The sequence below is a fragment of the Arthrobacter sp. OV608 genome, from assembly GCA_900110595.1.
Classification (GTDB): domain Bacteria; phylum Actinomycetota; class Actinomycetes; order Actinomycetales; family Micrococcaceae; genus Arthrobacter.
The window spans coordinates 1-21,089 of record FOEZ01000019.1 but is presented as its reverse complement, the minus strand read 5'-3'; the positions used below and the strand labels follow the sequence as shown (position 1 = coordinate 21,089).

21 protein-coding genes, 1 tRNA gene, 1 other RNA gene and 1 pseudogene are annotated in these 21,089 nt (G+C 64.6%); 10 read left to right on the top strand and 14 right to left on the bottom strand.

Annotated elements, in window-relative coordinates:
* Window positions 1-63: 63 nt before the first annotated feature.
* Complete coding sequence (locus BMX78_RS18795) at window positions 64-747, top strand: DNA alkylation repair protein (protein WP_091422770.1); 684 nt, start codon at window positions 64-66, stop codon at window positions 745-747.
* On the opposite strand, the gene mptB is transcribed toward BMX78_RS18795, so the two are convergent.
* Entirely contained in the window at window positions 740-2,296 is a 1,557-nt protein-coding gene (mptB, locus tag BMX78_RS18790) for a polyprenol phosphomannose-dependent alpha 1,6 mannosyltransferase MptB (protein WP_170850878.1), read from the bottom strand. The genes BMX78_RS18795 and mptB overlap by 8 nt on opposite strands.
* 154 nt (window positions 2,297-2,450) lie before the next feature.
* Here mptB and orn point away from each other — a divergent pair, with 154 nt between their 5' ends.
* From orn to def, 3 genes are all read left to right on the top strand, one after another.
* Complete coding sequence (gene orn / locus BMX78_RS18785) at window positions 2,451-3,080, top strand: oligoribonuclease (protein ID WP_091422767.1); 630 nt, start codon at window positions 2,451-2,453, stop codon at window positions 3,078-3,080.
* A 129-nt stretch (window positions 3,081-3,209) separates the two neighbouring features.
* A tRNA-His gene (locus BMX78_RS18780) sits at window positions 3,210-3,282 on the top strand.
* 93 nt (window positions 3,283-3,375) lie between these two features.
* The gene (gene def, locus BMX78_RS18775; protein ID WP_091422764.1) at window positions 3,376-3,948 is read left to right on the top strand and encodes a peptide deformylase; all 573 of its coding nucleotides are present in this window, start codon (window positions 3,376-3,378) and stop codon (window positions 3,946-3,948) included.
* Window positions 3,949-4,017: 69 nt separating this feature from the next.
* Here the strand turns inward: def and BMX78_RS18770 are convergent, their stop codons facing one another.
* The 5 genes from BMX78_RS18770 to rnpB all read right to left on the bottom strand — a co-directional run bounded on the left by BMX78_RS18770 (window position 4,018) and on the right by rnpB (window position 7,922).
* Window positions 4,018-4,815: an HNH endonuclease family protein gene (locus BMX78_RS18770; protein WP_091422761.1), complete on the bottom strand. Its 798-nt coding sequence runs from the start codon at window positions 4,813-4,815 to the stop codon at window positions 4,018-4,020.
* 112 nt (window positions 4,816-4,927) lie between these two features.
* Entirely contained in the window at window positions 4,928-5,137 is a 210-nt protein-coding gene (locus tag BMX78_RS18765) for a hypothetical protein (protein WP_091422760.1), read from the bottom strand.
* 75 nt (window positions 5,138-5,212) lie between these two features.
* Entirely contained in the window at window positions 5,213-6,691 is a 1,479-nt protein-coding gene (locus tag BMX78_RS18760) for a glyceraldehyde-3-phosphate dehydrogenase (protein WP_091422758.1), read from the bottom strand.
* Between the two features lie 251 nt (window positions 6,692-6,942).
* Window positions 6,943-7,485, bottom strand: coding sequence for a TspO/MBR family protein (locus BMX78_RS18755; protein ID WP_091422756.1), 543 nt, complete (start codon window positions 7,483-7,485; stop codon window positions 6,943-6,945).
* A gap of 45 nt (window positions 7,486-7,530) precedes the next feature.
* Window positions 7,531-7,922, bottom strand: an RNA gene (gene rnpB, locus BMX78_RS18750) — RNase P RNA component class A.
* Window positions 7,923-7,978: 56 nt separating this feature from the next.
* On the opposite strand from rnpB, the gene BMX78_RS18745 reads away from it, so the two are divergent.
* Window positions 7,979-8,743 carry a YaaA family protein gene (locus BMX78_RS18745; protein WP_091422753.1) on the top strand — a complete coding sequence of 255 codons (765 nt, stop codon included), beginning with the start codon at window positions 7,979-7,981 and terminating at the stop codon, window positions 8,741-8,743.
* Between the two features lie 80 nt (window positions 8,744-8,823).
* On the opposite strand, the gene BMX78_RS18740 is transcribed toward BMX78_RS18745, so the two are convergent.
* Together BMX78_RS18740 and BMX78_RS18735 are read right to left on the bottom strand one after the other, a co-directional pair.
* On the bottom strand, window positions 8,824-9,561 hold the full coding sequence (locus BMX78_RS18740; RefSeq protein WP_091422752.1) for a zinc ribbon domain-containing protein: 738 nt from the start codon (window positions 9,559-9,561) through the stop codon (window positions 8,824-8,826).
* 99 nt (window positions 9,562-9,660) lie between these two features.
* On the bottom strand, window positions 9,661-10,587 hold the full coding sequence (locus BMX78_RS18735; RefSeq protein ID WP_091422749.1) for a Nif3-like dinuclear metal center hexameric protein: 927 nt from the start codon (window positions 10,585-10,587) through the stop codon (window positions 9,661-9,663).
* A gap of 109 nt (window positions 10,588-10,696) precedes the next feature.
* Here BMX78_RS18735 and msrA point away from each other — a divergent pair, with 109 nt between their 5' ends.
* The 3 genes from msrA to epsC all read left to right on the top strand — a co-directional run bounded on the left by msrA (window position 10,697) and on the right by epsC (window position 12,847).
* Window positions 10,697-11,221 carry a peptide-methionine (S)-S-oxide reductase MsrA gene (msrA, locus tag BMX78_RS18730; RefSeq protein WP_091422747.1) on the top strand — a complete coding sequence of 175 codons (525 nt, stop codon included), beginning with the start codon at window positions 10,697-10,699 and terminating at the stop codon, window positions 11,219-11,221.
* A gap of 65 nt (window positions 11,222-11,286) precedes the next feature.
* A complete protein-coding gene (gene cysK / locus BMX78_RS18725; protein ID WP_091422743.1) occupies window positions 11,287-12,222 on the top strand; it encodes a cysteine synthase A in 936 nt (311 codons plus the stop codon).
* A gap of 40 nt (window positions 12,223-12,262) precedes the next feature.
* Window positions 12,263-12,847 carry a serine O-acetyltransferase EpsC gene (gene epsC, locus BMX78_RS18720; protein ID WP_091422740.1) on the top strand — a complete coding sequence of 195 codons (585 nt, stop codon included), beginning with the start codon at window positions 12,263-12,265 and terminating at the stop codon, window positions 12,845-12,847.
* 139 nt (window positions 12,848-12,986) lie between these two features.
* Here epsC and gnd read toward each other — a convergent pair whose 3' ends face one another.
* Complete coding sequence (gnd, locus tag BMX78_RS18715; protein ID WP_091422736.1) at window positions 12,987-14,423, bottom strand: NADP-dependent phosphogluconate dehydrogenase; 1,437 nt, start codon at window positions 14,421-14,423, stop codon at window positions 12,987-12,989.
* Between the two features lie 197 nt (window positions 14,424-14,620).
* Between gnd and BMX78_RS18710 the strand changes: the two genes are divergently transcribed.
* On the top strand, window positions 14,621-15,346 hold the full coding sequence (locus BMX78_RS18710; protein WP_091422733.1) for a FadR/GntR family transcriptional regulator: 726 nt from the start codon (window positions 14,621-14,623) through the stop codon (window positions 15,344-15,346).
* A gap of 18 nt (window positions 15,347-15,364) precedes the next feature.
* Here the strand turns inward: BMX78_RS18710 and BMX78_RS18705 are convergent, their stop codons facing one another.
* Together BMX78_RS18705 and BMX78_RS18700 are read right to left on the bottom strand one after the other, a co-directional pair.
* Entirely contained in the window at window positions 15,365-16,135 is a 771-nt protein-coding gene (locus tag BMX78_RS18705) for an SDR family oxidoreductase (protein WP_091422730.1), read from the bottom strand.
* A complete protein-coding gene (locus BMX78_RS18700; protein ID WP_091422727.1) occupies window positions 16,132-17,061 on the bottom strand; it encodes an NAD(P)-dependent oxidoreductase in 930 nt (309 codons plus the stop codon). The genes BMX78_RS18705 and BMX78_RS18700 overlap by 4 nt, the downstream gene beginning before the upstream one ends.
* A 57-nt stretch (window positions 17,062-17,118) precedes the next feature.
* On the opposite strand from BMX78_RS18700, the gene BMX78_RS18695 reads away from it, so the two are divergent.
* Entirely contained in the window at window positions 17,119-18,183 is a 1,065-nt protein-coding gene (locus BMX78_RS18695) for a D-2-hydroxyacid dehydrogenase (RefSeq protein WP_091422725.1), read from the top strand.
* A 72-nt stretch (window positions 18,184-18,255) separates the two neighbouring features.
* On the opposite strand, the gene BMX78_RS18690 is transcribed toward BMX78_RS18695, so the two are convergent.
* From BMX78_RS18690 to BMX78_RS23190, 3 genes and pseudogenes are all read right to left on the bottom strand, one after another.
* Window positions 18,256-19,602 carry an MFS transporter gene (locus BMX78_RS18690; RefSeq protein ID WP_091422722.1) on the bottom strand — a complete coding sequence of 449 codons (1,347 nt, stop codon included), beginning with the start codon at window positions 19,600-19,602 and terminating at the stop codon, window positions 18,256-18,258.
* A 151-nt stretch (window positions 19,603-19,753) separates the two neighbouring features.
* Window positions 19,754-20,551, bottom strand: a complete 798-nt coding sequence (locus BMX78_RS18685) for an IclR family transcriptional regulator (protein ID WP_091422719.1) — start codon at window positions 20,549-20,551, stop codon at window positions 19,754-19,756.
* A gap of 273 nt (window positions 20,552-20,824) precedes the next feature.
* Window positions 20,825-21,089: pseudogene (locus BMX78_RS23190) on the bottom strand (IS256 family transposase); the annotation flags it as partial.

The following is a 21,089-nucleotide window of genomic DNA, read 5'->3' as shown; positions in this document are numbered from 1 at the left end:
AGTTGCCGCTGGAGCGGCGGAGGGCAGGCCGCCGTCGTCATAAACGATGGCTAGAGTTGCAGGATGGTGAACCGGGAACTCCTTGAGGCTATCCGCAGCCAGCTCCGGGACATGGCCGACCCGGAGAGGGCAGCCGGAGCGCAGGCGTACATGAAATCCGCCATCCCTTCGCTCGGTGTCCGGGTGCCAGAGGTGCGCCGGCTGGCTGCCGGGGCAGTTGTCCGCTATCCCTTCGACTCGGCGGAGCAGGTCCGTGATACCGTCCTGGAGCTTTGGCGCACCGCCGGCTTCCGCGAGGAACGGTATGCCGCGATCGATTTGACCGCCGGCAGGCTGGTGGCCACGGATCTGCAGATGCTTCCGGTCTACGAGGAAATCATCCGCGATGGCGCGTGGTGGGATTTTGCCGACGGTGTTGCCGGCCGCATTTGTACACTGCTGCAGGCCAACCGGCAGGAGATGACTGCCGTGATCCTGGGCTGGAGCACGGATCCTGACTTCTGGATCAGGCGCGCTTCCCTCACCGCACAGCTCAAGGCCAAGGCCAACACAGACCGCGAACTACTCCGCCGCGTCATCGAAGTGAACCTGGCTGACCCTGAGTTCTTCATCCGGAAGGCTATTGGCTGGGCGCTCCGGGAGTATGCGAAAACAGCACCTGACTGGGTGGCGGAGTTTGTGGCCACACACCAGGGAAGCATCAGCCCGTTGTCCCGCCGGGAAGCGCTGAAGAACCTGCCTAAATGACCGGACGCTCGAGGACCGGTTCACCGGTCTTCCGGAACAGGCTGCGCGTGCGGGGGTCCCAGAAAATCAGGTAGAGGCCAAACAGCAGCCCCGTGACCGCAGCGGCAACACGTGCCAGGGCAAGAGCCAGCCCGAGGTCCGCCGTCTGGAGGTACGGGAACACCTCCAGCTGGTCCGAAATGGCATAGATCATAAAGAACGAGACCACGAAGTACAGGGCCTTGACCTGCCAGTCGTTCCGGATGCCGGTCACGGCGAACAGCGGAATAAGCCACACCACATACCAGGACTGGATCATGGGGGCCAGCACAACGATCGCCGCAAACCCAAGGGTGAGGCGGCGGATAAGCCGGTCATGCTCACCCCGGAATATCTGCCAGGCGAGGATACCCACCGCCAGCAGCTTCCCGGCGTCGAACACCCAATCGGCAAGGACGCGCCCGTCCAGTCCGAAAGCGTTGGCCAGCGAGGCCACCACCATGCCGATCAGCCCTACCGGCGCGTACCAGATGAAGATGCTGCCCGGGGCGGACAGCCCGTTGATCCAGCCGAACCCGAACCCGTTGACCAGACTCATCAGCACCAGGATTCCCAGGCTCAACCCGGCCGTCAGGCCCCAGAAGGCGAACTTCCGCAGCCAGCCGGCGTTTTTCCCCGCCCAGAGCAGGCCAATGAAGGGCAGGAACACAATGGTGATCGGTTTGACGGCAATGGACAGGGTCACCAGGACGATGCCACGGACCACGCGGCGGGTGGCGGAGTAGTAAAGGCCGGCAAGCGCCAGCCCGATCATGAGGGCATCGTTGTGGACGCTGGCGATGAAGTTGGTCAAGAACAGTGGATTGGCAGCCGTCAGCCACAGTGCCCGGTTCGGGTTAACTCCATGCAGCGCTGCGAGCTTGGGCACGTAAACCACGCACAGCACAACCCCGGCCAGGGACACCAGCCGGAACATCATCACGCTGGCCTCCGGCTGGACATTGGTGGACCACACCACAAACTGTTCGATCCACAGGAACAGCTGGCCATACGGAACCGGAGCCTCGGTCCACATTTTGTCCGCACCCAGCTGGAAGTAGTTGGACAGCGCGGAAATGCCGTTCTCGTACGGGTTGAAACCCTCCACCATCAGGCGGCCCTGCCCGATATAGGCGTAAACGTCCCGGCTGAACAGCGGGACGCTGAACATCATGGGCAGCCCCCAGGCCACCACAGCCATCAACGTCGCCTGCCGGGCCTGGTCTCCCCAGACCCGGATCCGCTGGCCAAGCCGCAGCCAGGCGCGGACCAGGAGCATCCCGCCCACTGCGAGCAGGATGATGGAGAGCGCAACGCCGGCCGCTTCGGCCCGCATCCAGATGAACAGCGGCACCCTGCGGAGTTCAGAAACGGGGGCCAGCCAGCCCACGCCCAGGGACCCGATCAGCATAAACATCGAGCCCACAAATCCGGCCAGGAGCGGAGAGCGGGGATTATCGACGTCGGCCCCGTCTGCTGCAGCAGAGTCCGCGGCCGCCAGTTCCCCCGCTGCAGGCACAGGCGCCGTCATCTCAGGATGGTCCAATCTCTTGCGTTTGCGCGATTCTGCCCGGCGGGCTGCGTGGCCGGCACAGGCGGGTGACAACGACAGCAAGTGGTCCCGCCGCGTACCCGAAATCCTAACACCGGCAGGCAGTCCGGAGGTGTAACGGTAGGCTGGTCCGGTGCCTATATCTAACGAACGAATCGTCTGGATCGACTGCGAAATGACCGGCCTGGACATCAAAAACGATGCCCTGATCGAGGTTGCCGCACTGGTCACCGACTCGGAACTGAACATCCTCGGCGACGGCGTGGACGTCGTAATTAAACCGGACGACGCCGCCCTAGCCCAGATGAATGATTTCGTCCGGGACATGCACACCAAATCCGGCCTGCTCCAGGAACTCCCCTACGGAACCACCATGGCCGCGGCCGAGGCGGCAGTAATGGAATACATCTCAAAGTGGGTGCCGGATCCCCGCAAGGCTCCACTGGGCGGAAACTCCGTGGGAACGGACCGCGTCTTCCTGTCCCGCGACATGCCGGCCGTGGTGGAGCACCTGCACTACCGCGTGATCGACGTCAGCACCATCAAGGAACTCTCCCGCCGCTGGTTCGCCAGGGCCTACTTCCAGTCGCCGGCGAAAAAGGGCGGCCACCGCGCCCTGGGGGACATCAAGGATTCCATCGACGAACTGCGCTACTACCGGGACGCGGTGTTCGTTCCGGCGCCCGGGCCGGACAGTGCCACGGCCCAGCGGATCGCCAAGCGCATTACCGGTTCCCCGGACGGGCAGCCGCAGGAAGCGTAATCTGCGCCACGTTTGCGGGAAATTTCGGTGAAATCGGCAAAAGTGGACGAAGCACCCCTGAAGAGCAGGTAAGCTATTTGAGTTGCCTTCCCAGGGAGCCGGTCAGCCGGTAGATCTGCAGGGCACATGGTGGGCTTAGCTCAGTTGGCAGAGCGCCTGGTTGTGGTCCAGGAGGTCGCGGGTTCAACCCCCGTAGCTCACCCTCACAGTAAGGAGGCCGTACCGGATATCCGGTGCGGCCTCCTTTGCTTTGCATCAACTGCTTCTGCACTGGATACCGCCGGAGGACCGCGAGATGACTGTTCTGCCAATCACCATCTGGGGAGAGCCCGTCCTGCACCGCAGGGCGGCCGAAGTTGAAGTCTTCGACGACGAACTGCGGGCCCTGATCGCGGACATGTTCGAAACAAATGACGCCGCCAACGGCGTGGGCCTCGCTGCCCCGCAGGTGGGGGTCGGCAAGCGGATCTTCGTCTACAAATACGCCAACGACGACGGCGCTCCCCCCACCGGGGTGCTGGTGAACCCCGTGCTCACGCTGTCGAAGATCTCCGGCGCCGTCCCCGATCCTGACGAGGAGGAAGAGGGCTGCCTGTCCTTCCCCGGCGGTGCGTATCCGCTCAAGCGTGCCGAGTGGGCGCGGGTGGAGGGTTTTGACGGCTTCGGCGAGCCGGTGAAGTTCGAGGCCACAGGCTGGTTCGCCCGGGTCATCCAGCATGAGTACGATCACCTGGACGGAAAACTGTACGTCAACCGGCTCATGGACCGCTATGCGCGCAAAGCGCTGAAGCAGGCCAAAAAGAGCGGCTGGGGGGTTCCCGGGCTGACGTGGATGCCGGGCGTTGACCCGGACCCCTTCGGGCATTAGGCCCGACGGCGGGACGGCGTCTGGCTGCCTTTGCCGCCCCAGCACACGGTCAGGAAAGCGGCCCGGGATTTAGCGGGCTGATACGGTCCGCTGGTCCGGACATGACCCCAGGACGCGTTTCATCGCTTCCTTTTCGGCTTCCGTGACCCATAAGCCATAGGCTGCCTTCACGGAAATCTGGCGCGCCACGTAGTGGCAGCGGATCGAAGTGTTTTTCGGCAGCCAGGTGGCGGCGTCACCGGCGCTCTTCTGCTGGTTCGCCGGTCCGTCCGCGGCGATGAGGTTCAGCGGATCGTTCGCCAGGCTCTGCCGCTGCGCCGCCGTCAGTCCTTGGGCGCCCTTCTGCCAGGCGTCCCCCAAGGCGACCACATGGTCAACCTGGACTGCACGGCTGCTGTCGGAGCCCCGCCGGAAGTCCACGAACTGGCCGGTATAGGGTTCGTGGAAAGAGCCGGCCGCGACCCGGCACTTCGAGCCTTCAACGAACAGCACGCCGGCAAGGTCCCGCCGCAGGATGTCGTTGCGTGTATCGCAGCCGTTCCGGTCAACGTCCTGCCAGGCCTGTCCGAACGCTTCGCGGTTGTACGTGTCCTTGGCCGCGCGTCCTTTGACGGCAAGGCCGTCCAACGCGGAAAGGGCGGTGCCTTCGGGCACGGCATGCACGGGTACTACGGGATTCATCCAGGCCGGATCAAACACCGGCGCCGCGGTGGGCCCGGACGCGGCCGGCTCCGCTGCGGCAAACTGGCCGGCGGTAAAGAACCAGAACAGGGCTGCGAGTGCTGAGACCGCAGCCAGTGCGAGCACTGCCCAAGCCTGCCGGGAACGACGGCGGGCACGCCGGTAGGCGGACCAGCTCACGGTCATGGGGCCTCGGCCCGTCCAGTACTGTTATGCACCAGAAGAGCCTAGGGCACCCGCCCGCCCTCCTTGCAGATATCCACACTGTGGAGGGCGGGTGAGAGGTCATCCCGGGCGGCTATTGCTCCCGCATCACGCGCCGGAGGTCCTCCTCGGCAATGGCCAGGAGTCCCTCAAGCTGCCGTACCCGGTCAGCGCTGACGTCGCCGGTCGCATGCCCGGCGCGGGCGCCTTCGAGCAGCCGGACGGCTTCTTTGTGATTGGCCTTGGCCACGTCCAAGGCGTGTTCCAGGGTGGTCTCGTGCTCAAGCGTCGAATCTTTATCCATGGCACCAGTGTGGTCCCGTTTCCCGGCTGATTCCAGCGAATCAGCCGGGAAATCCCTGATGTCCGGGTTAGCGGGTCAGACGGCGATTGCGGCCAGGGCGGACGCCGTCTCCTTGGCGGGGAAGGACGGCGGGTTGACTCCGGCCATCTCTTCCATCACGCGGACCACCTGGCAGCTGTAACCGAACTCGTTGTCGTACCAGACGTAGAGCACGAGGTTCTTTTCGTTCGAGATGGTGGCAAGGCCATCCACGATGCCTGCACGGCGGGAACCGACGAAGTCCGTGGAAACAACCTCAGGCGAGTCGATGTAGTCGATCTGCTTGCGCAGGTCCGAGTGGAGCGACATCTCCCGCAGGTATTCGTTGACCTCGTCCTTGGTGGTCCCGTTTTCCAGGCTCAGGTTCAGGATGGCCAGGGAAACGTCCGGGGTGGGGACGCGGATGGAGCTGCCCGTGAGCTTGCCCAGCAGTTCGGGCAGGGCCTTGGCCACGGCCTTGGCTGCGCCGGTCTCGGTGATCACCATGTTCAGTGCGGCCGAGCGTCCGCGCCGGTCACCCTTGTGGAAGTTGTCGATCAGGTTCTGGTCATTGGTGAATGAGTGGACCGTCTCGACATGGCCGTGAATCACGCCGAACTTGTCGTTGATGGCCTTCAGGACCGGGGTGATGGCGTTCGTGGTGCATGAAGCCGCGGACACAATCTGGTCCGTGTCCTCGATGGTGCGGTGGTTGATGCCGTGAACGATGTTCTTCAGCTCGCCCTTGCCCGGGGCGGTCAGCAGCACCCGCGCCACGCCCTTGCTCTGCAGGTGCTGGGACAGGCCCTCAGCGTCACGCCAGCGGCCGGTGTTGTCCACCACAAGCGCGTTGTTGATGCCGTAGGCGGTGTAGTCGATGGTGGCGGGGTTGTCCGAGTAGATGACCTGCACCCGGACGCCGTTGGCGGTGATGGTGTTGGCTGCCTCGTCCACGCGGATGGTGCCTTCGAAGGAGCCGTGGACCGAGTCGCGGCGCAGCAGGCTGGCGCGCTTGGACAAGTCGTTGTCGGAGCCCCTGCGGACCACGATGGCGCGCAGGCGCAGGCCGTGGCCGCCGCCTGCCTTTTCGATCAGGAGGCGCGCCAGGAGCCGGCCGATGCGGCCAAAGCCGTAAAGCACCACGTCGGTGCTGGTGCGGTCGTCGCCGCCCCTCTTGCCCACGATCTCAGCCAGCTCTTCGCGGAGGAACTCCTCCAGGGTGGCGTCGCCGCCCTCCTCCTTGAACTTCTGGTTCAGCCTTGCGATATCGATCGCGGCGGCACCGAGCTCCAGCCCGGCCAGGGTGTTCAGCAGCGGAGCGGTTTCCTCCAGCAGCAGTTCGTCCTTGCTCATCCTGCGCGCGAAGCGGTGCGCCTTGAGGATGTTCATGGTGGACTTGTTGATCAGGCTCCGGCCGTGGATGCTGGTGACCACGTTGTTTTCGCGGTACAGCCGGCCGATCACCGGAATCATGGCCTCGGCGAGGGCCTCGCGGCCCATCCACGTATCAAGACAAGAATCTGACGTCTGGCTCACAGAAATACCTTCCTCGGTTCAGCCGCGTACGTCCTCGTACACGGATGTCGGCCACCTGATGGTGTCCAGGGGCACCGGCACCTGCGGGGATTGTTCCCCAGGCACCTGGATCGTATGCAAAAGAAAACCGCCGGCTGCAAACGCAACTTTCGGCGGAAGAACTCCTGCGTCCGGTATCCATTCTAATTTGGCAGACTGCCCCGGGACGGCCCGAGCCGCGTGAAATCACTCACACAGGACCGGTGTGCCGCTTAGTTGTGCAGGGCCGAATAGAGATTGAGGCTGGCGGAGAACACCACCCACGAAAAGTAGGGCAGAACCAGCAGCCCTGCCCAGGTATGGGCCGGGCCCGCTTCCAGAATCAACAGGACCAGGACACACGTCAGGGCGCAGATGATGGCGAAAGCCAGCCACAGTGCAGCGGAACCCATCATGGGGAACATGGCAAAGAACATCAACGGCCACGCCAGGTTCAGCACCAGCTGCAGCCCGTAGTACCCGAGAACGCGGCCCCACAGCGCTCCCCTGCGCCACACCAGCCATCCCGACAAGCCTATGCAGGCATAGAGCCCGATCCACACTGTACGGAACATCCACCCGGCCGGCATCCATGGTGCCTGTGTTGAGCTGGCGAACCAGCCGTTGGAGTGCAGGATGATCGGGATCGACGCCAGGATACAGACGGCATAAGAGAGTGCCAGGAATCCGGCCAGGGCGGCCACCTGCCGCCCCGCTGAGGGGACGCGCCGCCACGTGGTTCCGGGGGAGGATTGTCCATCAGTATTCGCGGGCACGGTTCAGCATCCCCAACACCGCTTCCAAGGTCAAACCGGACTGGGTGGATGGGTTGACCGATACGCCGGGTTCTGTGCTCCCGCCCCGTTGCCGGTGCGGGAGTAGCGGCCATCCATCTACGAACGCCGTTGCCGGCGCCCTCCAGCGGCCTACCCGGACACTCGGGCGAGCAGCCCTCGAACGTGCCCTGTCTGGCCTTGCTCCGGGTGGGGTTTACCTAGCCTTCCCGGTCACCCGGGAAGCTGGTGGTCTCTTACACCACCGTTTCACCCTTACCTGCTTCGTGCCGCTTTCAAACCGGCGCGACCCAGGCGGTCTGTTTTCTGTGGCACTGGCCTGCGGGTTACCCCGAGTGGGCGTTACCCACCACCCTGCTCTATGGAGCCCGGACGTTCCTCGAGCCACTTGCGTGACGCGCGGCCGCCTGGTCAACCCATCCAGGTCCAGTCTACCGGCGGCCGGCAGGTTTCCCTGCCCCGGTAGGATCGGACGGTGCTGATTCTGCTTCCCCCCTCCGAAGGCAAGACACCCGCGGTCCGAGGATCCGCCGTCGACTGGCCTTCCCTCAGCTTCCCGCAGTTGAACACCCACCGGGCTAAAGTGCTGGACGCGCTCGGTACGGTGAGCGCCCATGAGGACGCCCTCGCGTTGCTGGGCGTGGGAGCGTCACTGAAGGACGACGTCGAGCGGAACACCCGGCTGCATGCGGAACCTGCCGCTCCGGCGCACCAGATCTATTCCGGCGTGCTCTATGACGCGCTCGGCTATAAGACGCTGACCCCGGCGCAACGGCGCAAGGCGGACGAGTCGGTGCTGGTGGTTTCGGCGCTGTGGGGCGCCATCCGTTTCGCCGACAGTGTTCCGGCCTACCGGCTGTCCATGGGCACTGCCCTGCCCGACGTCGGCCGCCTCGCCTCGTTCTGGAAACCGCAGCTCTCGGATGTGCTTGCCGAAGCCGCTTCCGGGCATCTGCTGGTGGACTGCCGGTCAAGCACTTATACGGCGGCCTGGGCTCCCCCGGCCGCACAGACCGTCACCGTCAATGTCTTCACCGAGGTCAACGGAGTCCGGAAGGTAGTCAGCCACTTTGCCAAGCACACCCGGGGCGAGCTGGCCCGGCACCTGCTGGCTCGCCGGGGCAAGGCGCCCGCAACGCCGTCGGACCTCCTGAAAGCCGCCCGCGAGAAGTGGGAGGCTGAACTCCTGGCCGGTTCGGCGCGGAAACCCCACGCGCTGAACATCATCCTGCCGGGCTGACTCCCACGCCTCTCCCCAACTAAGTAGCGCTAAGTGTCGTTATGGCGCTCCAAAACGACACTTAGCGCTACCCAGTTGGGTCAGGCCCACTCCTCCGAGCGGACCAGGATGGCGCCGGAGTCAGGGCAGAACACAATGTCGTCCGCTGCTGCGGCCTTGATTTCGGCGAGGTCGCCGGGGCTCAGCTTCATTCCGGAGGCCTCGGAGGTCCCATGGAACAGCCGTGCCGCGCCCACTCCCCGCTTCGCCAGGGTCTTTTCGTAAACAGCAAGCATTCCGGCATCGAGCCCGGCGGCGAATTCGGCCCGCTGGGTGCGCAGCCCGGCAGCTTCGGTCTCCACCTCGGCCAGCGCGGCATCCAGTTCGGCCCGGATGCCGCCAAAGGATCCCTGGATGTCGTCCACGATGGCCTGCTGTGCCGCCTGTTTGGCGCGCAGTGAGTCAAGCCGCTCAAGAACTTCGAGCTCCACGTCCTCAAGGTCCGAGCGGCGCTTGTTAAGGGAGGCGATGTCCTTCTGCAGCGCGACCAGGTCCTTGGAGAGGCCGGTGCCGCTGTTCAGCCGGGCCTCGTCCCGTTCGATGCGGGTGGCAACCTGCTCCACATCGGCCTCGGCGCGCTTCAGTTCGGTTTCGGCGTCGTGCACAGCAACTTTTGCTGCGCCCAACTCACCGTTGGCCACGGACAGGGCGGCTTCGAGGTCCTTGATGCGGGGGTCGTTCTCGAGCGAGCGGCGGCGGTTTGCAAGCGACTTCACCCTGGCGTCCAGCCCCTGCAGCTCAAGCAACTTCAACTGTTCCGCCGGTGCTGCCTTCGCCACTGTTACCTCCGCTTGCTTCCTGCCGGCCGAAGCCGGGCACCGTACCGGCGCTTCCTAGACTCTAGCGCCTGGCCTGCTCCCCTGCCCCGAACGGCAGGCTTACCCCGGAGTGAGGATGAAGTCCCAGGGATCGCTGTTGGTGGTGCTGACCTGGATTTCCACCTCATGGCCCTGGTCCGCGAGGACGTTGCCCAAGGCGGCAGCCGCAGCAGGAAGCCACAGCCACTCGCTGGCGAAATGCGAGACGTCCACCAGGTACGGGCGGCCGTTCAGTGCAGCTTCCCTTGCCTCGGAGGCGGGGTGGTGGCGCAGGTCAGCGGTAACGTATACGTCTGCATTGCTGGCGCGCACCTCGTTGAACAAGGAGTCCCCGGCGCCGCCACACACGGCAATCCGGCGGACCAGGCCGTCCTTGTCCCCGGAGACGCGCACTCCCCCGGCGACGGAAGGCAGGATGCCGAATACCCGGGCGGCGAAGTCACCCAGCGTCATGGCGTCCGCCAGGTCTCCCACCCGGCCGATCCCTTCTTCGGGAAGGCCGTTCGCGGCAACGGTGAGCGGAGCGACGTCCTGCAGGCCGAGGGCGTCGGCGAGGACATCGGAAACGCCTCCGACGGCGGAATCACCGTTGGTATGGACGGTCAGGAGTGCGGTGCCCGACTCGATGAGCCGGTGGACGGCGCGCCCTTTGGGCGTGGTGGCGGCCACCGTGGTGACACCTTTCAAGAGCAGCGGATGGTGGGTGATCAGGAGCTCAGCACCCCATGCCACGGCCTCGTCGATGACTTCCAGGGTGGGATCCACCGCAAACATGACCCGCGTGACCGGGGCGGAGGGGTGCCCTGCGACCAGGCCCACTTCGTCCCAGTTTTCCGCCAGGGACTCCGGCCACAGTTCCTCAACTGCCAGGAGCAGCTCGCCCAGCGTGGGAGCCTGCGGCTGCTCAACCGCCTCCCCGCCGGAAGGGGCCTCGCCGTCGTGAGGTTCGCCGTCGTGTTTCTCCGGTCCGGTAACGTCGGTGTCCACAGGTTCCATAGTCTTAGTTTTACCCCATTGCACGGCCCGGGCAGCGCCTTTGCTGCCCGCCCCCGGACGGCCGGGGAATCATCCGGCGCCGCCAACCATTGAAGAGGTCATGAAAACTTTTGTTTTAGGTGGAGGCTGCTTCTGGTGCCTCGACGCCGTTTACCAGAAGACCAGGGGCGTCAGCTCCGTCGTATCCGGCTACACGGGGGGCCACGATCCGAACCCGGACTACTACTCGGTCTGCAACGGCACCACCGGACATGCCGAAGTGGTGGCAGTGACGTTCGACGAGGACATCATTCCGGCGGAGGTCATCCTCGACATGTTCTTCGCCCTGCATGACCCCACCACCCTCAACCGCCAGGGGTACGACGTGGGGACGCAGTACCGGTCATCCATGTTCTACGAAACCACTGAAGAGAAGATCCTGTTCGAGGAAGCCATCGAACGGAACCAGGCTTTGTGGGCGCATCCCATCGTCACCGAAGTCAGCCGGCTCCCCCGGTTTTACGTTGCCGAGGAGTTCCACCAGAACTACTACGCCAAGCATCCGGAGCAGGGGTACTGCCAGGTGATCATCAACCCCAAGCTCGCAAAGGCCAGGAAATATTACTCTGCATGGCTTAACGCTTAGCGGGTGTTACGCGGCCTCGTTAGGCTGACCTCAGTATTCACCCCTAACCAGATAGGCGTATCTACATGGCACGGATTTATGACGACGTGACGCAGCTCGTCGGCGGCACCCCGCTGGTCAAGCTCAACCGGCTCAGCGAGGGGCTGGATGCCACCGTTGCCGTCAAGCTCGAGTTCTACAACCCGGCTAACAGCGTGAAGGACCGCATCGGCGTGGCCATCGTGGACGCGGCGGAGAAGTCCGGTGCCCTGAAGCCCGGCGGAACCATCGTGGAAGGCACCTCCGGCAACACAGGCATCGCCCTGGCCATGGTGGGTGCTGCCCGCGGTTACAAGGTCATCCTCACCATGCCGGAGACCATGTCCACCGAGCGCCGCGTGATGCTGCGCGCCTTTGGTGCCGAGATTGTCCTGACCCCCGGCTCGGAGGGCATGCGCGGCGCCGTGGAGAAGGCCCAGGAGATTGTGGCCAACACCGAGAACTCCATCTGGGCCCAGCAGTTCGCCAACGAGGCCAACCCGGAGATCCACCGCACCACCACGGCGGAGGAAATCTGGGCTGACACCGAAGGCCAGGTGGACATCTTCGTCGCCGGCATCGGCACCGGCGGAACCGTCACCGGCGTCGGCCAGGTCCTGAAGGAACGCAAGCCCGGCGTGCAGATCGTTGCGATCGAACCCAAGGACTCCGCCATCCTCAACGGCGGGGCACCCGGCCCGCACAAGATCCAGGGCATCGGCGCCAACTTCGTGCCCGAAATCCTGGACACCAACGTCTACGACGAAGTCCTGGACGCCACCCTTGAGGACTCCGTCCGCGTCGCCCGCGAACTCGGCGTCAAGGAAGGCATCCTGGGCGGCATCTCCTCCGGCGCCATCGTCTGGGGTGCCCTGGAACTGGCCAAGCGCCCGGAGAACGCCGGCAAGCTGATCGTTGCAGTGGTCTGCGACTTTGGCGAGCGTTACATCTCCACGGTGCTCTATGACGACATCCGCGGCTGATTAGAACCGCCGTCCGCCCGTTTCCTGTAGAAAGAACTTTGTGGGCTTTTTCGCAAGACTAAAGGAAGACCTCGACGCCGCCCGGTCCCACGACCCGGCGGCTCGAGGTTCTTTCGAGAACTTTTTCGCTTATTCCGGCCTGCACGCCATCTGGGTCCACCGGCTGACGCACCGCATGTGGCAAAACCCGGCGCTCCGGTTCCCGGCGCGCCTCCTGTCCCAGCTGGGCCGGTCCTGGACCGGTATTGAAATCCATCCCGGCGCCACCATCGGCCGGAGGTTCTTCATCGACCACGGCATGGGCGTGGTGATCGGCGAGACCGCCGAGATCGGCGAGGACGTGATGATCTACCACGGTGTCACGCTGGGTGGACGTTCGCTGGCCAGGATTAAGCGGCACCCCACCATCGGGGACCGCGTCACCATCGGCGCCGGCGCCAAGATCCTGGGGCCGATCACCATCGGCCGGGACAGTGCCGTGGGCGCCAACGCCGTAGTGGTCAAGGACGCACCGCCGGAGTCCATCGTGACTGGTGTTCCTGCCAAGTGGCGGCACCGGGACGCGCAGCGGGAAACCAAACCTGCCGTCGACCCGGCCGAATATGACATCGAATACCGGATCTAGGCTTTAGCGTCCGGCTCCAATGGCCCGTCGATGCCGCCTATGGGGCAGCATCGACGGGCCTTTTGTGTTAAACAAAGCGGCCGGCAGTTCCTGGAAGAAGAGTCCAGGAACTGCCGGCCGTTCGCTTGCCGCGGAGACGCTAGTGCGTGTCCACTGCTTCGATTTCGGACTTGTCCTCGCCCCAAAGGGTGTGGAACGTGCCCTCGGCGTCAACGCGGCCGTAGGTGTGGGCGCCGAAGAGGTCGCGCTGGCCCTGGATCAGGGCGGCAGCAACGCGCTTGCGGCGCAGGCCGTCGTAGTAGGCCAGGGAGGAGGAGAACACCGGAACCGGGATGCCCAGCTGGACGGCGGTGGCAACCACACGGCGCCAGGCGGGCAGTGCGTCGGCGATGGCCTTGGTGAAGGCCGGGGCAAACAGCAGGTTGGCGGGCTTCTCGTCCGCAGCGTAGGCCTTGGTGATGTCCTTGAGCAGTTCGGCGCGGATGATGCAGCCGGCGCGCCACAGGGAGGCGATCTCGTCCAGCTTCAGGTCCCAGCCGTATTCCTTGGCGGCGGAGGTGAGCATGTCCAGGCCCTGGGCGTAGGAGACCAGCTTGGAGGCGTACAGCGCCTGCCGGACGTCTTCTACGAAGGTCTCCGGGATTTCAACGGATGCTTCGTTGCCGGCGAGCAGTTCCTGGCCGAGCTTGCGCTGGCCTGCCTGGGAGGACAGGGCACGTGCGAACACGGATTCGGCGATGCCGGAGACCGGGGAGCCCAATTCCAGTGCGGAGATGACCGTCCAGCGGCCGGTTCCCTTCTGGCCGGCCGCGTCCACCACGACGTCCACGAACGGCTTGCCGGTCTTGGCGTCAACGTGGCCCAGGACCTCTGCCGAGATTTCGATCAGGAAGGAGGACAGCTCGCCCTTGTTCCACTCAGAGAAGATCTTGGACTGCTCGGCTGGTTCGATGCCGGCACCGGAGCGCAGCAGGTCGAAGGCTTCGCCGATGACCTGCATGTCGGCGTATTCAATGCCGTTGTGCACCATCTTGACGAAGTGGCCGGCGCCGTCGGTTCCCACCCAGGCGCAGCACGGTTCGCCGTCCACCTTTGCAGAGATCTTTTCCAGCAGCGGGCCGAGTGCCTTGTAGGACTCCTTGGAACCGCCGGGCATGATGGACGGGCCGTTCAGGGCGCCTTCCTCGCCGCCGGATACGCCGACGCCCACGAAGTGCAGGTCCTTCTTGGCCAGCGCGGCTTCGCGGCGGCGGGTGTCCTCGTAGTGGGAGTTGCCGGCGTCGATGATGATGTCGCCGGCTTCCAGCAGCGGCTCCAGCTGTTCGATGACGGAGTCCACGGGCTTGCCGGCCTTGACCATGATCAGCACGCGGCGCGGCTTCTCGAGGGAGTCCACGAGCTCCTGCAGGGTTTCCGTCCGGACGAAGTCGCCCTCGGAGCCGTACCGTTCGAGCAGGGCGTCGGTTTTCTCGACTGACCTGTTGTGCAGTGCGACAGTGAAGCCGTTCCGCGCGAGGTTGCGGGCCAGGTTGGCACCCATGACCGCAAGGCCGGTGACACCGATGTGTGCAGACATCAAAACTCCAATTCATACTGTGCGATGGATGTGCAGCTGCTTCCTTGGCGGAAGTACATTGCAGACCGGGGGTCCGAATAAAGCATATATATTCGGGCGGTCACAAAAAAGTAACGCCCACCTATTGGAACCCTTTGTGTCTCCGGCCGTCCACCACAAAGGCAGTCCGGGAGGGCAGTCCCACTAGGCTTGACTCCATGACCACCAGCCTGCACCACCGTGCCATCGAGAATCTTGGCACCCGGATTGTCTCGGGCAACCTGCCCGCCGGGCACGTGATGCTGGCCGAGCAGCTGGAGGTTGAACTGAAGGTTTCGCGGTCGGTCATCCGCGAGGCGGTGCGCGTCCTGCAGTCCCTTGGCCTGGTGGAAACCACCAAGCGGGTGGGCATCAGGGTGCTGCCGCCCAGCCGCTGGAATCCCTTTGACCCGCAAGTCATCCGGTGGCGCCTGGCCAGCGACGCCCGGGGAGCCCAGCTGCGCTCACTGGCGGAGCTGCGCGCCGCCGTCGAACCCGCGGCGGCAGAACTTGCCGCCCAGAACGCGCCGGCGCCGCTGCGCCTCGAGCTGGTGGACGTTGCCTATGCAATGCGCGACGCCGGGCACAACGGTGAGGTGCCACGCTTCCTGGAGCTGGATATCCAGTTCCATTCGTTGCTGCTCTCCGGCTCCGGCAATGAGATGTTCGCCAACCTGATGGGCCAGGTGGCCGAGACGTTGACCGGACGCACCGTTCATGGCCTCATGCCCGACCACCCGCACGAGGCTGCCCTGCAATGGCACGTGGATGTAGCGGAGGCCATTTCCAGGGGTGACAGCGCCGCGGCGCGGGAGGCCTCGGACCGGATCATGCGCCGCACCATGTCCCAGATGTCGGATACGTGGACGGAGCAGCCGAGGGTGTTTATCCCGGTGCGGCGCTGACACACGCCGCAGAAGCCATCAGACCACTACGGTCATTCCGCCGTCGATGAAGATGGTCTGCCCGTTGACGAAGTCGGACCCGCTGGAGGCCAGCCATACCGCGGGCCCGGCGAGGTCCTGCACGGTCCCCCACCGGTTGGCCGGGGTGCGGCCCAGGATCCAGGAGTTGAACTGCTCGTCGTCCACCAGGTTCTGCGTCATCTCGGTGTGGATGTAGCCCGGAGCGATGCCGTTGATCTGCAGCCCGGACGCCGCCCACTCAGCGGTCATGGCCCGGGTCAGGTTCCGCAGCCCGCCCTTCGCCGCAATATAGGGCGCGATGGTGGGCCGGGCGAGGTCGGTCTGGACCGAGCAGATGTTGATGATTTTCCCGTGCCCGCGCCCGATCATGAACCGGGCAGCCTCCCGGCCCACCAGGAACGCGCTGGTCAGGTCCGTGGAGATCACCCGTTCCCAGTCCTTCACATCCAGGTCCAGCATGGGCACCCGGTGCTGGATCCCGGCGTTGTTTACCAGGATCTCCAGCGGCCCCACATGCTCTTCCACCCAGGCGACACCGCGGGCGGCCTCGGTGTCGCTCGTGACGTCGAAGGCGACACTGTGCACCTGGCAGGGCGCGAAGTCCGCCGCCATGGCCGCCGCGGCGTCCTTGAGCCGCTCCTCATTGACGCCGTTCAGCACCACTGTTGCACCGGCGTCGGCCAATGCCCTTGCCAGGGCGTTGCCGATCCCGCGGCTGGAACCGGTGACCAGCGCAACCCGGCCGGTCAAATCAAAAAGAGAACTCATGATGCAACCGTTCCTTCCGCCAGTGCTTCCGGCGCCGGCCGGCTGAGCCGGGAGATGGTCTGGCGGACCACCGCGAGATCCTGGTCGCCCAGGCCCTGGCGCTTGAGTTCCGCGTAAAGTTCGACGCCGGCCGTCGCCATGGGGACGGCGGAGCCTGCAGCGCGGGCTGCTTCCACAACAAATGAGAGGTCCTTGTGCATGAACTTGGCAGGCCCGGTGGGCGTGTAGTCCTTACTCACCAGCCGCGGGCCCACGATGTCCAGCACCCGGCTGCCGGCCAGTCCGCCCGAGAGAACCTCAAAGAGCGCGCCCGGATCCAGCCCGGACCGCTCGGCGAGCTCGGCGGCTTCGGCGAGTGCCGCCGTCGTCGTTCCCACCACCAACTGGTTGCATGCTTTGGCGAGGGAGCCGGCTCCCAGCGGACCCAGATGGCGCACCGTGGTACCCATGCAGTGCAGCAAGGGTTCAACACTGCGGACGGCCGCTTCTTCCCCACCGGCCATGATGGCCAACATACCGTCTGCTGCTCCCCTGGTTCCGCCGCTGACCGGCGCGTCCACCACGCGGGCATGACCGGATGACACCGCTGCCACACGGTGCCCGAAGTCCTGCACCCCGGTGGGAGAAACACTGCTCATAACCACGACGACGGTACCGGGGGCGGGTGGATGGCGTTCCCAGCTCTCCATCAGCCCCGCCGCGGCCTCCTCAATCTCGGGAAGGTCCGGAAGCATAAAAATGATCACCGGAAGATCGCGCATGTCCGCGATCAGCGCGGCGGCTTCCCCGCCGAGCCGCTGCAGCTCCCGGAGCGGCCCGGGCGATCTGTTCCAGGCCGTAATGTGCCACCCCTTCATGAGGGCATTCGTTGCCATGGGCAAGCCCATCAACCCCAGGCCCACAAAGCCTGCCCTCTTGTCCTGCATTTTCGCCAGCCCCTCCTAATACCTACAAAGTGTTCAATATCCTAGCCTCTATTCAGTATGATGAACAGCATGACCTCTCCTCTTACTGTGGCCATTGCCGTCCCTCTCGAAGCTGAGCTCGTGGACCGCATCCGTGCCGTCGACCCGTCCGTTACCGTGCTGTACGAGCCCGAACTACTGCCGCCGGAGCGGTATCCGGCCGACCATGCCGGTGACCCCGCTTTCCGGCGGTCCCCGGAGCAGGAGGAGCGCTACTGGGCCATGGTCAACCAAGCACAGGTCCTCTACGGCATGCCCAACGAAAGCCCAGCAGGGCTTGCCCGCGTGGCAGGCGAAAACCCGCACCTCCAGTGGGTGCATGCCATGGCGGCGGGAGCCGGCGGGGCGGTCAAGGCCTCCGGCCTCGATCAGGAAAGGCTGCAGAAGTTTAAGGTGACAACCTCCGCAGGAGTCCATGCCCTGCCGCTGGCCGAGTTTGCCACCATGGGGATCCTCAACGGATTCAAGCGCAGCGCGGAGCTGGTCCGTGACCAGGAAGCCAAGGTCTGGCCTGAGCTGCGCACCCCCACGCGCCTGGTGAGCGGTTCCACGCTCGTTGTTTCCGGCCTGGGCGAGATCGGCCTGCAAACAGCGCGCCTTGCCCGCGCCCTGGGCATGAAGGTCAGCGGCACCAAACGAACGGTGGAACCGCTGGAAGGCATCGAGGAGGTCGCCACCAATGATGGCCTTCCAGCTCTCCTGGCCGCGGCAGATGCCGTAGTCAACACATTGCCGGGAACGCCGTACACGGAAAAGCTCTTTGACCGCGACGTGTTCGCTGCCATGAAGCCGGGCACCGTCTTCGTCAACGTGGGCAGGGGAACCGTGGTGGACGAGGAAGCGCTCCTCGAGGCCCTGGACAACGGCCAGGTCTCCTACGCCTGCCTTGACGTTTTCGCAGTAGAGCCACTGCCGCAGGACAGCCCGCTGTGGAGCCACCCGAACGTACTGGTCTCGCCCCACACCTCCGCCCTCAGCGCAGCGGAAAACCGCCTGATCACCGAGCGCTTCTGCGGAAACCTCCGGATCTTCCTGGACGGCGGGGAACTCCCCCACCTCGTGGACACCGTGCATTTCTACTAAACCTGACCGGACACGCAAAAGGGCGGCTTCCCCACCAGGGGAAGCCGCCCTTTGGCGTTGACCAACGAGTACCTAGCTGGCGTCCTCCACCAGGACCAGGTCCCTGCCCACGGTTTCAGGCGTGAAGAACGTGGCCACAAACGAGATCGATGCCAGGACCAGTGAATAGATGGCAGGAACCAGCCACGAGTGGTTGGTCGCGGCCAGAAGGGCCACACCGATCATGGGGGCAAAGCCTCCGGCGAGTACGGCGGACAGTTCCCGGCTCAATGCAACGCCCGTGAAGCGGTGCTGGGAGCCAAACAGTTCCGGCAGCAGGGCGCACTGCGGGCCAAGCATTGACTGCACGCCCAGGGCGATGCCCACTACCATAACCGCCCAGACCAGCGTGACGTTTCCAAGGGTCACCAGGTAGAACGCCGGCAGGGCAATGACTGCCTGGAACAAGGCGCCATACCTGTAAACGGGGACGCGGCCAAAACGGTCGGAGAGGGCGCCGAACGTCACCACCATCACAGCGGCGAACCCGGCAGCAATCAGCAGACCGGTGGGGCCGATGAACTTGTCGCCGGCAAACACACCGGCGGGCATGCTGATGAACGACACCAGGAGCGCGGAGTAGATGGAGGAGTTGCCGTTCTCGCCCATCCGCAGGCCGATGCCCACCAGGACGTTCTTTTTGGAGTGCTTCCAGATCTGGCCCACGGGGTTCTTCACCACTGCCTTGTGCTTTTCGAGCTCCTGGAAAACCGGGGTTTCCTTCAGGCGGAGGCGGATGAAGACAGCAATGACAATCAGGATGAAGCTGGCCAGGAACGGCACCCGCCACAGCCAGCCCTGCAGGACGGCCTTGTCAGCCAGCGCCATCAAGGCAAAGGTTCCGGCGCCCAGGAGGGTGCCCAGCTGGATGCCGACGAACGGCAGCGAGGCGAAGAACCCGCGACGGCGGCGCGGGGCAACTTCCGAGATCAGCGTGGTGGCGCCGGCCTGCTCAGCGCCGGCCCCCAGCCCCTGGATGATGCGCAACGTCACCAGGAGGACTGCGCCCAGCATGCCCGCCTGTTCAAAGGTGGGCAGCAGGCCGATGGCGAAGCTCGCCATGCCCATCAGCCCGATAGTGAGGATCAGGACAATTTTGCGGCCGAACCGGTCCCCGATGTAGCCAAAGACGACGCCGCCGAAGGGGCGGGCCGCAAAGCCCACACCGTACGTGGCAAAGGAGGCGATGACTGCCCCGCTTTCGCCGAGCGGGGCAAAAAACAGCGGTCCGAAGATCAGCGCCGAGGCCAGGCCATAGATGTAAAAGTCGTAGTACTCCAGCGCGGAGCCAACGGAACTGGCAAGAGTTGCCCTTCGCAGCTGGTCCGGTTCGACGACGGCGCCGTCCGCGGCCTGCGGTGCTTTAGTACGAGTTGTCACAAGAACTCCCTCATCACACTCCAGGCCCCCGTTGGCCTGGTGGGTCAGTGAAGGCACATGTTGTGCGAATCACTATGCTGAACAGCGTACAGTAAGTTGAACAGCTGGCAAACGCCTTGCCGAAATAATCCCGTTGGCCGGGGTTTCGCCGCTAGCCCATCGGGTTTCCGAGGGAACGGGCCAGCTCCCGGAGCTCCTTGACCATTTGGGATCCCTGCTCCTCGGTGTAGGTGGCCTTGAGGGCCGTGACGGATAGTCCCAGGCTGGGACCGTGGGCACCCCTGGTGGGTACTGATACCGCAAGGCACACCACCCCGGTAGTGGACTCCTCATCCTCAAAGGCGTAGCCCTGGTCGCGGATGGTGCGGAGCTGGGCTTTGAGCTCCGCCCCGGTTCTGAGGGACTTTGGCGTCATAACGGGCAGCTCGGCGTCGTCAGGGAACATGTCTTCAATGTCGTGAACGTTCAGGCGCGCGATCAGCGCCTTGCCCACCGCGCACAGCGAGACCGGCATTTTGTCGCCGATGTTGGAGGTCAGCCTGACAGCGGGATGGCCTTCATAGCGGGCAAGGTAGATGACGTTCGTTCCGTCCAGCATGGCAATCCGTACCGTCTCCCTGGACAGCATGGGAGCCTGTTCGCAGTACCGGTAGAACTCCTGCACCTCATCCAGCCGGCTCAGGTAGGCGGCACCGAGTTCCACGAGCTTACGGCCCAGGGTGAACTCCGCTCCCTGCCTGCTGATCAAGCGCGCTTCTTCCAGGGCCAGCAGGAGGTTGGACGTGGAGGACTTCGGGATGCCGAGCTCGCGGGCGAGATCGCTCAGCGTCAGTCTTCCGGTTGCCGATGCGGCGAGGGCATCCAGCACCGCGGCTGCACGGGTAACGGCGGGCGCCGGCGAGGCGCTTCCCAGGCCGTCGGATGATCGGGAGTTGCGGGAATCGGCCATGATTCTCCTTATATAGGCGCCTGCGCTGGTCATGCTGTTCATCCAGCTGAACAGCAACCATCATAATGGCTGGAGGAGTGCTCGAGACTTGGCGCCCGCGGGCTTTCCGGTGCCCCCGACACACTTCCGGGATGACTTCATGTTTCCGGCAGTTCACGGTATATTCATCTCAGACCCTCCACCGCGGCATCCCCCAATAGTCGCGGTGGAGGGTTTTCCAATGCCCGGCCCCTGCTGGGTTAGCGGCCAAAATGTGTGTACGGCTTGGGCGTGTCATCTGCGTCGTCCGCCCCATCCTTGTTGGATTCCGTTTCCTTCCTCGGCGCTGAAGGCTGTGTCATAGAGGGCTGGACCGATGGGTTCATCGGCGCGACTGGGGTTCTTTCTTTGAGGTTGCCAGTGGCGGGGTTGTACCAGTTGCCAGGGGTCTTGAGGTTGCTCGGTGCGCAGGTAGAGGTACCAGTCGACGGCGCGGGCGGCGTGGTCCGGGGTGAGCCCGCGGTGGGTGCGGAGCAGGTCTTTGAGTCCGGCGTTGATC